General features: G+C 51.9%; 9 protein-coding genes. All 9 read right to left on the bottom strand.

What is annotated here, in order from left to right; genetic code table 11:
* Positions 1–578 precede the first annotated feature (578 nt).
* Positions 579–3,269 carry a cell wall-binding repeat-containing protein gene (locus tag NQU17_04395; protein ID UUM12807.1) on the bottom strand — a complete coding sequence of 897 codons (2,691 nt, stop codon included), beginning with the start codon at positions 3,267–3,269 and terminating at the stop codon, positions 579–581.
* A 533-nt stretch (positions 3,270–3,802) separates the two neighbouring features.
* Positions 3,803–6,343 (bottom strand): fibronectin type III domain-containing protein, encoded by a 2,541-nt coding sequence (locus NQU17_04390; protein ID UUM12806.1) that lies wholly within the window; start codon positions 6,341–6,343, stop codon positions 3,803–3,805.
* A gap of 747 nt (positions 6,344–7,090) precedes the next feature.
* On the bottom strand, positions 7,091–8,488 hold the full coding sequence (locus NQU17_04385; protein UUM12805.1) for a hypothetical protein: 1,398 nt from the start codon (positions 8,486–8,488) through the stop codon (positions 7,091–7,093).
* Positions 8,485–9,615 (bottom strand): hypothetical protein, encoded by a 1,131-nt coding sequence (locus tag NQU17_04380; protein UUM12804.1) that lies wholly within the window; start codon positions 9,613–9,615, stop codon positions 8,485–8,487. Before NQU17_04380 ends, NQU17_04385 begins: the two co-directional genes overlap by 4 nt.
* Position 9,616: 1 nt before the next feature.
* Positions 9,617–10,717 (bottom strand): glycosyltransferase family 4 protein, encoded by a 1,101-nt coding sequence (locus NQU17_04375; GenBank protein ID UUM12803.1) that lies wholly within the window; start codon positions 10,715–10,717, stop codon positions 9,617–9,619.
* Positions 10,714–12,165: an O-antigen polysaccharide polymerase Wzy family protein gene (locus NQU17_04370; GenBank protein ID UUM12802.1), complete on the bottom strand. Its 1,452-nt coding sequence runs from the start codon at positions 12,163–12,165 to the stop codon at positions 10,714–10,716. The genes NQU17_04375 and NQU17_04370 overlap by 4 nt, the downstream gene beginning before the upstream one ends.
* 1 nt (position 12,166) lies before the next feature.
* On the bottom strand, positions 12,167–13,306 hold the full coding sequence (locus NQU17_04365; GenBank protein ID UUM12801.1) for an aminotransferase class I/II-fold pyridoxal phosphate-dependent enzyme: 1,140 nt from the start codon (positions 13,304–13,306) through the stop codon (positions 12,167–12,169).
* Between the two features lie 166 nt (positions 13,307–13,472).
* On the bottom strand, positions 13,473–14,633 hold the full coding sequence (locus tag NQU17_04360; protein ID UUM12800.1) for a hypothetical protein: 1,161 nt from the start codon (positions 14,631–14,633) through the stop codon (positions 13,473–13,475).
* Positions 14,634–14,773: 140 nt separating this feature from the next.
* Complete coding sequence (locus NQU17_04355; protein UUM12799.1) at positions 14,774–16,087, bottom strand: hypothetical protein; 1,314 nt, start codon at positions 16,085–16,087, stop codon at positions 14,774–14,776.

The raw sequence follows: 16,087 nt of genomic DNA, 5'->3' as shown, positions 1-16,087 counted from the left end.
TACCACCCTTTTATATTCATTCTAAATTTAAATGCCGTTCAATACCCCTTAAAAATAGCCAAAAAATCAATTAACCCACATTCAAATGTGGATTTAGCCCATTGATTTTCGACTATAATAGTTAATCAATAAAATGCAATAATATAGTATAATTATGAATTAACGGTTTACCTCTTGCCCTGACCGGCTTTTCGTCCGGCTTCCCTCGTGCCGGATCCGCCACCAGAGCCGACTTGGATGCCAACCGGGGATCTGCAGCAAGTTGCCCCAGTCCCCTCTGCCGATGAAACCTGCAAACGGACCGTCGTACAAAAAATCTGTTTTTTTTCATGAATCCCAGACAGGAAATGCGCCGGAATCAGCGGTTGATTCCGGCGCATTTCCTTAGTCACTCGAAGATCAGAGCTCTCGGCCTTCTGCTGGTTTGCAGGTACAGGTCCCGAAGGTCCCCGGTGAAATTTCTGTTTTAGATACTTGATTCGAATCTGTTGAAGTCCAGTGCTGCAGATCCCTTTGTGTGGGCTGCTGCGATCAGCATCTTCGTCGGATTGCTCCCAGGTTGGGAGCAATCCTTCACCTTACTGAGCCATGGCTTCCATCAGCTGGGTCTGCACCGCGGAAGAAATCACCAGTTCGCCTCCGACCACTTTGATGTCATGGACCGGTGAATTGGCCAGATAGCCTTTCACGCTGGTGTCGATGGCGGTTTTGCTCACCAGCAGGATCGGTACATTGAGCTTGGCGGCATAGGGTACGGCTGCCAGCGCGTCGGCAAAGGTCCAGCCATTGGCGACAATGGCGCCGGTGGCTTCCGGATAGTAGGTCTTTGCAACCAGGGTTGCGGTCTCTGTCCGGGTCGCTCCGGCCAGACGGGTAACGGTAAGTCCTTTGGTAACCAGGGACTGCTGCAGTGTGCTGCTCAGCACCAGGGTGCCGCCCACCATGGTGACTTTGGTGATGCCCTTGCTCTTGAGATAAGCATCATTTCCCAGACCCAGGCTCTTGCCATCGGTCAGCAGGATCGGAATTCCGTTCTTGGCTGCGTAGCTGCCGATGGCCAGCGCATCCGGGAAGGAGCTGCCTGAAGCCAGGATGACCGAGGTCGGTTTCCCCTTGATCAGTTCCAGACGCTCTGCCGCTTTGATTGCGGTGTCGTAGCGGGTGGTTCCGGCAATCCGCTCTACCGTCATACCGCTCATTGCCTTGAGGCTGGTTTCAACGGCGGCATCGATGGCGGTTGTGCCGCCCATGATGATCACCTTCTTGACGCCCAGGCGGACCAGTTCCTGTTTGGTCACGGCGGTCAGCTCCGTCTTCGAGGTCAGAAGGATCGGTGCATTCAGTGCCGTGGCCAGCGGACCGGCAGCCAGAGCATCCGGGAAGTTGGCCCCTGATACCAGGATCGCCGTGCCGGCAGAAGAGAAGGCAGCTGCGCTGATAATATTCGCGGTCTCATAGCGGCTGGCTCCGGCCAGTACCTCAACCTTGTCAATGGGGTTGTCCACGGCATAAGTCATGAGGGTTTCCTTGCCATAGCTGTCGACAAACCGGAAGTTCAGGCTCTGGGCTTTGCCCACCTGGACATTATCTACCGTAAAGGTTCCGTTGTAGTTCAGCGGAACGGACTGGCCATTCAGGGTCAGCGTTCCGACTTTCACCGTTGCGCCCTCAATCAGCGGCAGGATCCCGTCTGGATTGACCTGATTCTCACTCATGATCTGAATCGGGATCGACGGTACCGGCTGAGCCGAGAGGTTTGATTTGAGGAAGCTGGTGGTGCCCCCGGCCACATACAGCGCGCCCTTGGTGCGGCTGGTCATGGCGCCCTGTCGCACGGAAACGGCATACAGGTTGGTCGCCTTCAGGGACTGGCTGGTTTCCACCGTCCCGTAGATGTACAGATTGCCCCGGATGTTGACATCGCCGGTTTTGAGCACAGCGTCCGGTGCGACATAGACATCCTGATCCACAACCTTGTAATTCCAGGTGGTATCCTTGTCGATGACGATGGCATTGATCGGGTTTTCCGGCAGGAGCGATTCCTGGACAGTGAAGGATCCCTTGGACAGATCCGTGTCGTAGAACCAGTTTCCGGTGTAATTGTCATTGTTGTCCACAGCGCCGATGCCGTTGACATACCATTTGCCGGTGTGGGTGACATCCGTGATGTCCAGATCCATGGAGTAATAGCCATAGGAGTCCGGCGTCGTATCCTTGAACGTGGCCATGCCGCCGTATTCGTTGTGCAGATCAAATTCCACGGAGCGAACCCCTGTCTGGGAGTCCGAAGCCTTGACCTTGACCCGGACGCTTTGGCCCGGATAGGCAGTGGTGCGGTTCACTGACAATGTTGAAATGTCAATGGTCGGAGGTGTCATGTCCGCCCCGGGATTATCCACCGTGAAGTTGCCCTTGCTCAGATCCTCGTCATAGCTGGAATACGCCCGGTAGTTGCCGTTGTCATCTACAACGCTGATGTCCTGGAGCGTCCACTTGCCATGGTGGGTATTGGCATCAATCACGAAGCTCGCCATATAGTAGCCGTTGATGTCCGCCTTAGTAGATGACAGAACTTTGGATCCCCGGTTCTCGTTAATCAGCGTATACTGAACCTCTTTCACCGAGGTCTTTTCATCCGCTGCCAGAGCCCCCATCCGGATGGTATCCCCAGGCTTGGCTGTGGTCTGATTAATCTTCAGAGTTCCCACCTGAACCACCGGCGCCGTCATATCCGCTTTGGGATTGACCACCGTGAAGTTCCCGCGGCTCAGATCCACTTCCCGGCCGTTATAGAACCGGCAGTTGCCGTTATTGTCGACGGCTTCCAGGAAGGACAGCGACCAGCCTCCGTCATGGGTGTTGGAATCAATCGGGATCTGCACCGAATAATAACCCGAAGCATCCGGCCGAATCGTCGTCAGGTAGCGATAGCCCCCGTTGACATTGTCGAAGGTGAACTTAACTTCCCGAACTCCGGTATTCTCATCCGTCACCTTGACTCGGATCGTGACCAGTCCACCCGGCGTCGTTGCCGTCTGAACCACCGACAGCGTCGACCGGTCAATGACCGGTGCCGTCATATCCGCCATCTGCGAAACGATGGTCCGATTGGTCTCAATCCCGATCGCCGGGTGATACAAGGCGGGACGAACATAGTCCGAGCCTTGCCGGAACGGATTCGCCAAAGCAACTCCCCCAGACAAACCAATTTGCAATGAAAACGCCAGAGCAGCCGACGCGAAACGAATCAGATTTTTGTTTCGATGCATAATTTCCTCCAATAAAATATAGTAAAATACGTAAAACCATTACAAAACTCATTTTAACAACAAATCGAATAAAAAAATAGCATTGATACCAATAAAAATTTCTTTCTCCCCTCAATTTTTCTTTCTAAAACAAAATAATAGAAGCATTCGAACTTGATAACCATTATAAAATTAAATCGCACCCCACTAGTTTTCACGACCATTCACTCGCCCTCCTCTTGGTTTCCCCTCCCTGAAACTTGTCCCTTTAGACATAAAATCCTTCGAATACCCGCCTGATCAGCCTGATCAGCCCGCTCCGGCCGATCACCTTCACCACCCTGATCAGGCAGCTGCCCCACAACAGCCTGTCCCCCCTGTCAGATCAATCTTCAAAAACCATTTGAGCAGAGCTCTGTCAAAGTGCTCTGTTCCTAGAGCTCTGTCCATGGAGCTCTGTTCATAGAGCCCTGAATGATCTTAACGATCCCAGCAAATCGAAAGAGGCAGCAAATCACCTGGGTGATTTGCTGCCGTTTCAATGATTCATGTCCTTAAGGTCTGGCTGACTTAATAACTGACCATTTGCCATATATTTTGGTTGTGCCGACCATGCGGTAGGCTCTGACTTTGTAATAGTAGGTGCGGTCCCTGGTCAGGCCGGTGTTGGTATAGGACAGCAATGAAGTGGTCCGCTTCAGGCTGTAGGTACCGGTGCTCGAAGTCGCCCGATATACTTCATAGCCGCTGGCTCCGCTGACTTTTGACCAGGAAGTCTTGATGCTGCTGGATGTGACTCGCAGCGCGCTGAAGTTCGAAGGAACGGATGGCAGCGGTTTCGTGCTTTTGACCGTTGAGTAGCTGCTGTAGACTCGGGTGGATCCCACCAGACGATAGGCCCGGACTTTATAATAATAGGTTTTGCCGGTCGTCAGACTGCTGTTTTTGAACGACAGTGCCGTTGTTGTTTCGCCAGCCAGTGTATAACCGGAGCTGCTGGAAGTGGATCGATACACCTGGTAGCCGGTGGCTCCGGCAATGGCGTTCCATTTCACCGTAATACTGTTGTACCCCGAGGACGAAGGCGTAATCACCGGAGTCGCCGGCAGCGGTTTGCCCGAAACCGGGGCTGAGAATCCGCCGTATAGTTTCCCATTCGCTCCGCTCTGGTATGCTCTGACCTTGTAGTAATAAAGAGATCCCGTAGACATCCCCGTGTTGAGGTATGAGGCGGCAGTCGTTGTTCCGACCAAAGAATACGTTCCGCCACTGGTGCGTGAACGCCAGACTTCGTAACCGCCAGCACCTGCCACACCGGACCAGCTCACTGTCACGCTGTTGTAGCCGGAGGATGCAGTTTTCAGAGAAGTGGGTGCAGTCAGAACGGGGATGGCGCTGGCAACCTCCGAATATTCCCCGTAAGTCTTCGCAGACTCCAGATTGCTGTAAGCCCTGACTTTGTAGAAATACTCAGTTCCTGTCGTCAGTACGGTATGAACATAGTTCGTATCTGTCCGAGTGCTCAACAGCTTGAACTCTCCATCCGGTGAAGAGGCTCCCCAGATCTGATACCCTGATGCTCCGATGATCGGCGACCATTCGATGCGGCTACTGCTGCCGGAAGCCGATTCAGCCTTTACGTTAACTACTCTTGGCACAATGGATTGGGCTGCTGAGTATGTTCCCGGCACCTCCACTCCATCAATCAGGCTGTATGCCTGGACTTTATAGTAGAATGCGCTGTCCTGGGCAACATTGGTCAGCTTGAGCGTTGGGTCGGATGTATGTTCACAGCGATCCAGATCGGTCAATGCATTGCCGTAGGAAACGATATACCCCGCCGCGCTGGGAACTTCATTCCAGGTCAGCTGATGGGTGGTGGGTTCCGGAGCAGTCGCCCTGAAGTTTTCCGGCGCATTGAGTACCGGCTTGACTGCCAGCACACTGGAATAATTGCTGTAGACTTTCGTGGTGCCCGCCTTGACATAGGCCCGGATGTTATAATAATAGGACTTGCCGGTCACCAGATTCTGATCCTCATAGGAATTTCCGGTCAGATCAATCGTTGTAAAAGGACCAGTCTGGGATTCACTCCGGGCCAGTTCATACCCGCTCATGCCAGAATCCAAATTCCAGCTGAGATGAATGCTGTTCGGAGAGCTCGAGGATCCCGTGAAGTTCTGGGGCGCTTTGGGCTTCACCGTGAAGGTCTTGGTTTTCTGCGCAAAGCCATCCCCGGCGTCAATGACTCCGGCATAGAGCTCATAGGTCCCATATTGAGAAGGTGTCCAGATCGCGGTGTTGCTTTTCCCGAATTCGCGGATCACCTGAGTATTCCCCTGAGAATCAAGACAGATGAAACCATACTGATAGGAACCTGATCTTGTATTTCCTCCGGTGGCCGTTGCTGACAGAGATACTGTTTCTCCCACTGAGCATTCCGTCTTTCCTCCCGTCGAGAAGGATGAAACGGTGAGATCCGCCAATCCCGGATCCGCCTTGAAGACAACATTGAAGTCCGGGTCGTAGAACGGATTGAAGACGATATAAGGACTGTCGCCCGCCGGAGCAAAGATATACGCCTTCCCTTCCAGGACTCCCCCATTGTAGACATTTCCGCCAAAATCATTGTCAAGTACTATGGCGTCTGTGTTGCTGTACTCCGCTTTGGTACTGGTGTACCCGGTAAAATCCCAATCAGAGACATACATCGGCTGTTCATCGCTGTAGTTTAACTGGAAAGCCACGTCGAAGATAAATAACTCCGCTCCGGAGGGAACGGTGTTGTACGGATTATTTACCTTGGCATAGTCTGCCGCCTCCTTCCCTCGGATGACATTGCCGATAGTAATCACATATTCAAAGTCACCGGAGTAATTGCTGCCCGTAAACCGAACTCCTTCTCCCGGGTACGCCGGGTTAGACATCGACCCGAAGTTGTCCGGACTGAAAGCGAATGTGTTGATCGGATTCAGTCGAAGAGACTGAGTTCTGTCCGGGAAATGCTTTGAAAGGACCGATGCCTGCGCGGGAATGGCCCCAAATAGCAGTGCCAGCATCAGGACAAGAAACAGACTGATTTTTCTCGATTTCATCGAAACAGCTTGTAATGAGTTTTTCATTTCATTCTCCTAAAAATTTTTTATATGATCCAGGTGTATTCTTCACCTTCATTTATCATTTGATTCTCCTGTAATCGACTGGATGAAACTTGATTTTTTGGTCGGATCCACTGTCTGCATCCGGTAGCACCAACCTTTCATCCGACAGCTCCAACCTTGCATTCTTCCACACGAATCTTGCATCTGCCGCTTCGAATCATTTGCACCGTAGCTGCCGCTTGATTATTGCTGTATGGATCGTGCTACGCGAATGTATCCTATTGATCTTTTCGAATGCATTTTGTCATCTGTTAAGCGCTGTGGTTTCTCGTCATATCACTCTATAGCAGGTTCTTTGCGAGCTAGTTTAGAGAAACGGTCTCATTCCTAACACACCCCGTTCGTTATTTCGTGCCCTGAACTACCTCCTTGATGCATTTTCAGGCTGGTCATAATTATCAGACAGCAATTAGTAATTATTGGCGGAATTTTTCCAATTGATCTATAATAATTATCCAACCATTTACTTCTTTCCTAGAGTAACATATCGACTGGACAGTCTGTACAACAGGTGTTACCCAATTAAAAAAATAATCCTGCCCTTCTTTTTCATGACGAATCGCCCATGACAGGCTCATCTTCAGGAGATCGGTAAAAGCCAGTCATAATGTTTGAAGAAAAAAACATGACCGTTTATCGCATCCCTGAGGAACGATAAACGGTCATGTCTGTCGATCGGATTTAGATCGAATCGCTATGGAGCATTGGCGAACCAGCCTCTGGCACATGGAGCAGTTCGGATTCCCTCTGCATGGGAACTTCAGCCGGTCCGGCAAAATCCCAGAGGAGTCCGGGAAGAATGAAGAACAGGACGATCACCGAGGAAACATCGACCACCGGATTCACGAAAAACACCAGATGAAAGGAACTCAGGGCCAGCAGGAAGGTCCAGCGGCCTTTTACCGGCAGATTCCTGGTCGTCAGGATCACCAGGAACAGCCAGGTCGAAAGGAACAGTATAAATCCGACCAGGCCGTATTCAGCCAGAAGATCGAAGTAATCCGAGTGATTGCCCAGGTCAAAGAGGGTCCGATCCGGCAGCGGCGAAATTCCCAGCAAGGGGTGCTCCTGAAAGATCACAACCGACTTAAGATATACCCGGAGCCGGTTCACCAGTTTGGTCAGTGCAGCCAGCTGGCGCAGATCCATCAAGTAGATCAGACGGTCAATGGGCGCTTTGAGAAGCAGCAGCAGAACCGCCGGACTCGAATAGACCAGAAATGCGGTCAGCCAGCCATTCGTTCGGATCCAGGCCGGCCAGCCGGCGCTCCGGTTCGGATCCGGAAGCTCCTGATCCTGATTCTTGCGATCATCCGGAGCCTCGGTTCGGATTCGCTGCCTGGAGCTGCCTTGCGTTTTGATCTTCACCAATCGCCAGATCACAACCAGCAGCAGTCCCCCCAGATACAGCACCAGCGTGAGCATGGCAATGTCATACTGGGACAGCAGGACGAAGGCAGATAAGGCCAGTGCCAGAACCATAGCTGCCATTCGCTGCCTTTTCTCCTGAATCAGGAGCAGGCCGCCGGCTAGTAAAACAGTCAGAGGAATCGCCTCATAGACCGTATGGAAATTGCCCAGCAGCGGACTGGCGCGGAAATACCCTTTTTCAATCCCTGCCAGATCCCGGGCAATATTGGGCGTGAAAAAGAACTGTGTCAGTGAAACCACCGCGATCAGACCGATGTACCCGACTGCCAGTTTGGCGATCAGAGTCATCTCCCGGGTACGGCGGAACAGAAAAAACCAGCACGGAATCAGCATCGTGAACGCAATGGAAATCTGGCGGTTGTAGAACGCGCCGACCCCCAAAGTGCTCATGACCAGATTGTAGAGGGGCCACAGCATCAGGATCCAGATCCTTCTGCTGAAAAACTGCCGGATCACGTCCCCACCGGTGGCCCATACCGCCAGGCCAAGCCAGAGCAGCATCAGACCGCCCCATACCTTCCAGCTGTAGTAGAGGCTTTGGGGATTGACTGACCAAAGTACCAGCACCAGGGTTAACTGGTAGAAAAGACTCAGGACCGGCTGACTCTCATTCAGAAATATTTCTTTCAGATCTTTCCATTGAATCATTGTCCGACCCTCTCAGAATTTCGCGTCACCCGGTACCAGACATAGAAGACGGCAGCCTGAAGCAGCATCAGCCCCAGTGAAGTAGCCGACTTGATGTAATCGACCCATTCCACCTGATTCAGGGATGTCTGGAATCTAGCCTGGGCGTCCAGTCCGCGTTGGCTGTAATCTGCCATCAGACGCTGTTTCTGGATAGAAGCCTCAGGTGATGGCAGCACTTCCAGCTGATCCTCCCGATAACTGATCCGGTGAATTTGAGAATCATACAGAGAACCCTGTTCGATCAGATTCACTCGTTCTGCTCCATACAGAGACAGCGTATCCGTTGTGACAGCTGCCAGGTAAGGTCCGGCCAGCCAGATCCTCTGCACGGCGTCATCCGCCAGGATCTGCTGAAAGAGACTCCGGGCCTCAGCCTGTTGCAGATCGTCCCAGGGGCCGCCGGCTCTGGGCGCCAGCGCCTGATTCAGATAGTAGTATTCGATGGCCCCGCCCCGTCGAATTTCGAGCACTGGCCGGTTGACCAGCTTGGGAGACGCCAGATTAAATCCAATCTCGTCCTTTGAAAAATCAATGGTACCGGGCAGTTTATGTACGGTCATTTCCTTCCCGTCGTAAGCGGCGGTAAACAGATTGCCGGAGGGTTCAAAAAACCAAAAATAGATCCAGCCGTCTTTCACGATCAAATTTCCGTAAAAGTCCCCCTGAACGAGCCTGGGATCGCCAAATTGCGTGACTTTCCGGCTCTGGGGCTCATAGTGGAACAGCTGAATCGACTGATAGCGCAGACCATTTTCCTGGGTGGCAATGACATAGCCATCTGCCACCGGAAGAATCTGCTTCAGGTCTTCTCCCACGGAATCCGAGTGGATCAGCCGGGCGGGAGAATCCGAAGGAAACCGGTAGGCATACCGGGACGTCATGGCAAAGCCCAGAACATCGCCCTGATCCAGGAAGGGAACCATCTGGCTCGTAATGTCGGTATAAAACTGAGCGGATAGAATCTCCCGGTTGATGTTGGCGAGATCCGGCCGGTGAATCGAGAGATTCAGTAACCACAGAAAAGCCGGCAGCAGCAGGAGCAGCCGAAAAGTTGCCTTCATGACTGATTTCAAGATTTTGTTCATCCTATGACCTCTGCTTTTCGGTAACCAGGCTTTTCACCAGCTGATCCAGCTTTTCGGCAACATTTTTTGTTCCGTAGCGCTCGACACTGCGGGCAGCGCTGAATTTGTACAGCGCCTGTTCCTGTGCCGGCAGGATCAGATACCGATCCAAAGCCTGGGCCAGAGCCTGAGGATTCAGGCTGGGAATCAGGAAGCCGTTTACTCCCTCGACCAGATATTCACGGATTCCCCCCAGTGCCGAAGCAATTACCGGGGTGCCGCAGGCCAGGCTTTCAATGCCAACCAGCCCCAGAGACTCATCGTAGCTGGTCGGGAAAACAAACACATCCAGACTTCGATAGAATTTCGCCAGCTCCTCGGAATTCAAAGCCCCCAGCACCTGGACCCGATTTCTGACCGCCGCATCCGGAATCCCCTGTATTTTTGACAGCAGCCGATCGTCATCTGCGCCGGTACCGGCAAACACCAGGTTCAGATCCCGGAACCGCTCCTCCCGGGCAATTGTTAAAAAGGCTTCCAGTAGCACCTGCCAGCCCTTCCCCTCAACAATCCGCCCGCAATAGCCGATTCTTCGGATATCAGGATTCTTCAGTTCCTCCGGCCGAAGCGCCGGGTGAAAGACTTCCAGGTCGATTCCTCCCGGGTGGCACACGCTCACTCGATCCGGATCGATGGAAAACCGGCGCAGAAGCTCGGCTTTGAAATATTCCGACGGCGTGATCACCATCTGGCTTTTTTTGATCAGATGACGGGTAAAATAACCCGTGGCGCGTTTAAAGGCGGTATTGTACTTGACATCATGACCATGGACGGAGGTAATAATCGGCGCCCGGGATCTGATGAAACGAAACGGAATCGCTGCCAGGAAAGGATACTGCACATTGACAATGTCGTAATCCCCTCGCCGCAGCCGACGGCTGATCTCCGTCAGAAAGCGGAACTGGGCCTTCAGCTTCTGTACCTTGGAAGAACCACTTTCATAGATCAGCAAATCCACCTCATAACCCAGCTGGCGGTAAAGCTGATAGATCCGGTGCACGTAAATCCCCTGGGTCGCAGCCCCTGGCTTGGGGTATATCGGTGATATCATTAGTATTTTCATTTTTTACCCCATTTTTCAGAAACAGTTCGACAGCAGCAGGCAAGAATAATGGTAAACAGGATCGGAAGAAAGAATTTGGGCGCAATCAGGTTGAGCAGAAATCGAATGGCCGCGGCCCTGGGAATATAAAATATATCCAGTAGGATCCTGATCTTGACCACATCAATCAGACTGTTCTTCCAGGTGATATTGGACAGCGAGCCCAGCAGAAGCCCCAAAAAGCCGCTGAAGGCAAAAACGCCGGGAAAGCCGAACTCACTGAAGATTTCGATGATGTAGGAGGAGCCCATGCCCATCCCCTTAAAGTACTGGCTGCCCAGCAGATAGTACCCCAGATCCGCCGCCATGCTGTCACCCCGTTCAATGTATTCCGGCGTGTAGGGATTTTCCGGCAGGTCATTCACATACTGATCCAGAAACGGACCCAGCGCGTAATTTTTCTGATCAAAGGGCGGCAGTTCAATTAATTCCTGTCCCTTGGCCAGGGTCTGATACGACACCCCCTGACCGTAGATGAAATCAATCACCACCGGGAACCCGGTATCCAGACGATCCACATTCCAGCGGTTGATGCCAATGCCATAAAATACGGGGATCAGGAGCAATCCCATCAGCACAAATCCACCGATCAGACGCTTTTTCACCTGCCTGGTCAGCTGGCTTTGCGACGCCAGCAGCTGCAGGACTAAAAAAACGCTGAACAGCAGGCTGCGGCTGAAGGTGGAGCGAACCCCGGCAAAAAGAAGAATGGCGGTAGAGCCCAAATAGGAAGCCAGTGTAATCAGGCTGTACTTCAGCTGCGGCCGGGTGGCAAGATACAAGGCCAAAAAAGCAGCGCCCACTTCGGCAAAGCCGATGACCACAAAGGGCAGTCCCGTTTTAAATTCAGCATAGAGTGCCGCATAGCCGTAGCTTCTGCGAAAGATTACTTTTTCCAGATTGACGGCTGTCATGGCAGCCAGGCTGATCAGGTATCCAGCCAGAGCAATCCGCCGAATCAATCCTTCCTGAGACTTCAGCAGTGCCGCCACTCGATTGCTCCTTGAGCCGCCCATCTTTTCAGACCTGTGCTCATACAGCCACTGGCCCAGAAACAGTCCCAGCAGCGCAACCAGCAGCATTCGATTAGCCCCCAGTCCCGTTTCGAAGGTATAGCGGTTGGGCACGTGGTTCACAAATCCGGTCATCAGATCGATGACGGGACGAGCCAGCAGAAATAGAAAAATGGCCAGGTTGAAGAACAGCAGACCCATTCTCTCTTTCAAGGAAAAGAGACAGTATGCTGAAATCCCCAAATTAATGAGGAACGGAAGGATCGTGGAAACCGAAAAATTATCACTCAGAAAAATCGTGAGCACAGATACCGCACTGATCAATGCAATCGCTGCCACTTCAATCGAAACTTTCCCTTTCGGGAACGAACGGATCTTCTCAGAGAATTTCCCCATGTCACGATCTATCCCAAAGCTGCTTGATGACAGCAACAATACGCTCCATTTGCTTCAGGGTCATTTTTGTGTCTGAAGGCAGACAGACCCCCGTTTGAAAGAGCCGTTCACTGACATCGCTTCCCCAGAAATCATACTTCTGGAAAATCGGCTGCAGATGCATCGGCTTCCATAATTTACGGGCGTCAATGTTGTGATCCGCCAAATGCTGAATCAGCTGGGAAGCAGACACCGGACCGTCAAGCAGAATGGATGTCAGCCAGTAATTGGGCGAATGCCCCTCAACTTCCGGCATGAAGCTGACCCCTTCCAGACCCTCCAGATGTTCCCGGTAATAATGGTAAATTTCCTGCTTTTTACTGACCCGGTCCGAAAGAACCTTGAGCTGGCCCCGGCCAATTCCGGCCAGGACATTGCTCAGCCGGTAATTATAGCCCAGTTCGCTGTGTTCATAATGTTTTGCCAGATCCCTGGACTGCGTTGCCCAGAACTTGATCTTATCGATGGCCTTCTGGTTATTGCTCAGCACCATGCCGCCGCCCGATGTGGTGATGATCTTGTTTCCGTTGAAGGACAGGATACCGAAATCACCGAAGCTGCCGGCGGGACGGTTCTGATAAACCGAACCCAGCGCTTCCGCGGCATCTTCAATCAGAGGCACATTGTACTTTTGGCAAATGGCTTCAATGCGCTCATAATCCGAGCCCAGACCGTAAAGATCCACCACGATGACCGCCCCGACATGATCATAAGATTTGAGCGCTTCCTCCAGCAGGTCCGGATCAATATTCCAGGTATCCGGTGAACTGTCAATAAAAACCGGCACTGCCTGCTCATACAGGATTGGGTTCGCAGACGCCGAAAATGTCAGCGACTGACAAAGGACACGGTCTCCCGGTCTGACCTTGGCGGCTTTCAACGCCAGATGGATTGCGCTGGTACCCGATACCAGCGCTGCCGCTGCTTTTCGGTCAATCAGCGCGGCCAGCTCTATTTCAAATTCATTGACATTTTTCCCAAGCGGAGCGATCCAGTTGGTTGCAAATGCCTCTTCAATATATTCTTTTTCAAAACCCTCGTCGCTCATGTGCGGCGACGCGAGCCATATGTGCTCATTTTCCACGTTTTCGTTATTACTCATTATGTATCTCCAAAACAAAGTCCCATCAGTCTGTCAAAGCAGCCCTTGGGCTAAAAACTGGCTGCTTTTCTCTTTTCGTATAAATATCACCTGTAATTTTACCACAGAGTGTCCGGGGAGAAGGTGAATTTTTGCTTACATGCCAAATAAGATCAGTCCAAAACCACTACCCGCTGTTCCGGTCAGTCCCGAATTCATTGAGTGACTCCATGATCCGGTTCATGTCATCCATTCCATAGCGCTGGTCAATGGGGATGCACAGACAATTTTCCTGGATCCGCCGTAAGTCGTCCGAAGCAGGGATGTTCACCTGTTCAGGCACCGGCCAGATCACCGGACAATAAATTCTTTTTTGAGCCAGGAAGGACTGCAGTCGCTTTCTGATACCATTCTTCAATTCAATCGGGAAATAGAGCGGAACACTTCCGCCGGTCAGTCCAAAGTAAGGCCGGCCCAAATCGCTCCAACCCGAATAAGCGGCCAATCGGCTGAAATTCTGTCTGCGCGATTCCATCCAGCTATCCTTTGCTGGCGCAGCCGTCATTTCATCCCATACCGCCTGTGAAAAAGCGGACATTTGGTAAGATTCATCCATAGCGGCAATCCGGTTGCCCCCGTTGGCAAACTGACTCAGAAAATCCGCTTTATTTCCTTCCAGCCGTGACAAAAATCGATCCTTGCCGCGGTAGGCATCCAGCGTCAGTTCAAGGAGAATGCCGTCCTCCCTTTGGGGAGGATCCTGCCAAAACAGACCCGAACATTTTTCTGCAAAGGCTCCATCCGGCAACGGCCCCCACTTTCTTAAGCTGGCAACCACAAAGTCAGCATAGGGATAGCTCAGGCCGGAGGCCCAGCTTTGGGTCATGTCATATATGATTTTTGTATCCTGCTTAACCAGCGGTTCATCGGCGATGATCGTATCAAACCCGAAAAACGGATGGAACAGCATGGCATCCGGCTGGTATTGCTCAATCAGCCGATTCCAGACCGAAACACGAACGGTCAGGTCCGGTTCCAGCGGATAGAAGTTCAGCTGCCAGCCTTCCCGTAAAAAAGGCTCGAGCACACTGGCACAGGTGTATTCCGGCACCAGGGCAGATTTACGAAGGACTGACCTGGCCCGAGTTACAGTCTCTGCCACCTCCTTCAGACAGAACCGAATCGCTGAACGACCGCTGCTGAAATAGATTCGGGAGTTTCCGAAATTCTGCGGGTTCACCGCATCGATCCGACCATCCGGTTGGACGGATCTGTTCCCTTTCAATTTGTCCTGAATTCTCTGAATCGCAGATTCCTTCAGATGAAAATGACTGCCAATTTCCTTCATGTGTTCCTCCCTTCTTCGAAAGTATCTCGTGGTCGCAATGTTTCTTGTTCTTCAGTCACCGTGTTTCCAGAAGCATCGGAAACACCCGGACGCGGGGAAACAGGGTGAGATGCTCCCCTTCATGGTCCATCGGTTGTGCCTTAGGAAACTTCTCCGGTGTTCAGTTCTTCTTTGCCCATGATGTCCTCGTTCGGCTTGAGTTCCGGACCGGTTTTAACCGTATGCTCCGGCTGAACCGGGCTGGTTTTCAATCCGGCTGGTTTTTTGCTGCCGCGAAGCAGCAGCACATAAAACTGAAGCCATAAAGTGACTTTTGATATGGCTACCCCGTAGGTGAATCCGGCAAGTCCGAACCATTTTGCGCCAACGAGCGAAAGGACCAGAAACACAACGATCTGAGTCAGATTGATGTATTTTAACAGCTTCAGGTCAAAGTAACGCAGGAATACCACCCGCAGCAGGCTGGCGGAGATCGAGAACGCCGCAATCATCGACAGGGGAACCAGAATGCCCATGACCTGACTTAAGAACTGGGGATAGAGAAACCGGATCATGAGATACGTTATGGGAAAACTGATCAGGAAAATGATCCCGACCAGAATCATGTTTACTCTGACCTGGGTTTTGATGACCAGGGACTCATCCGTATCCCGATCGGATGACAGCCAGGACAGCAGGACGGCGTTGATGGGATTCACGACCAGGAACAGCATCTTGGAAAGAACCGTTCCGGCGTAATAAACGGCCATGGTGATATCACCCAGCAGCGGCAGAATCAGGAGCTTGTCAAAATAGTTGGGAATATTGGATAAGATTGTGGCTCCCACCAGTTCAAGGTACTCCTTGCGGTTTTCCTCATAGTAAGCGCTCTTGCCCGCTGGAATCGCCCGCATGGGCTTCGTCTGCGCATACAGATAGACAAAAGAGAAAATTTCGGACAGCAGCAGCGGCAGCCAGTAGATCACCGGAGAGAACCGGAAGATCAGAATCGCGCTGATTACGCCGGCCAGATACATCAGATTGCCAACACCGATGACCTGGAACATTTTTTTCTGACGCAGGTACCCCTGAATGTAGAACCGAATGTTGGTCAGGATCGTTGTAATCGTCAGGGCTGCGACTTCTGACGGACTGAATCCCAGCACCCACAGAATCCCGACCATTATCAGGCCTAGTATTGCGTTGGTCCAATTCATCAGGTAGCGCAGATCCGAAATATTGTCCGGTCCGGGCCGGCGGCCTGTCAGCACCTGATAAAGTACCCCCAGTTCATTGCCCAGCGACAGCGTCAGGATATTGCTGATCATGATATAGACCAGAAGGCTGGCATTGACACTGGTTTCCAGGGTCCGGGCAAGGTATGGCATCATCAGGAGATGGAACGACACAATGTAGATGCCAAATGCCATCGTATTGAGAATGATATCGTAATAGAATTTTTTCTTTTTAAACAT

It is taken from the genome of Clostridiaceae bacterium HFYG-1003 (assembly GCA_024579835.1).
In the GTDB taxonomy this organism is placed as follows: domain Bacteria; phylum Bacillota; class Clostridia; order Clostridiales; family Clostridiaceae; genus JG1575.
The sequence above is the reverse complement of the archived record's forward strand: the minus strand, read 5'-3'. Positions and strand labels throughout refer to the sequence as shown.

What these genes read in the sequence shown, in the direction of transcription:
- NQU17_04370 (UUM12802.1), bottom strand. Translation starts at nt 12,165, where the DNA reads ATGGGGAAATTCTCTGAGAAGATCCGTTCGTTCCCGAAAGGGAAAGTT.
- NQU17_04375 (UUM12803.1), bottom strand. Translation starts at nt 10,717, where the DNA reads ATGAAAATACTAATGATATCACCGATATACCCCAAGCCAGGGGCTGCG.
- NQU17_04360 (UUM12800.1), bottom strand. Translation starts at nt 14,633, where the DNA reads ATGAAGGAAATTGGCAGTCATTTTCATCTGAAGGAATCTGCGATTCAG.
- NQU17_04390 (UUM12806.1), bottom strand. Translation starts at nt 6,343, where the DNA reads ATGAAATCGAGAAAAATCAGTCTGTTTCTTGTCCTGATGCTGGCACTG.
- NQU17_04385 (UUM12805.1), bottom strand. Translation starts at nt 8,488, where the DNA reads ATGATTCAATGGAAAGATCTGAAAGAAATATTTCTGAATGAGAGTCAG.
- NQU17_04380 (UUM12804.1), bottom strand. Translation starts at nt 9,615, where the DNA reads ATGAACAAAATCTTGAAATCAGTCATGAAGGCAACTTTTCGGCTGCTC.
- NQU17_04355 (UUM12799.1), bottom strand. Translation starts at nt 16,087, where the DNA reads ATGTTTAAAAAGAAAAAATTCTATTACGATATCATTCTCAATACGATG.
- NQU17_04365 (UUM12801.1), bottom strand. Translation starts at nt 13,306, where the DNA reads ATGAGTAATAACGAAAACGTGGAAAATGAGCACATATGGCTCGCGTCG.
- NQU17_04395 (UUM12807.1), bottom strand. Translation starts at nt 3,269, where the DNA reads ATGCATCGAAACAAAAATCTGATTCGTTTCGCGTCGGCTGCTCTGGCG.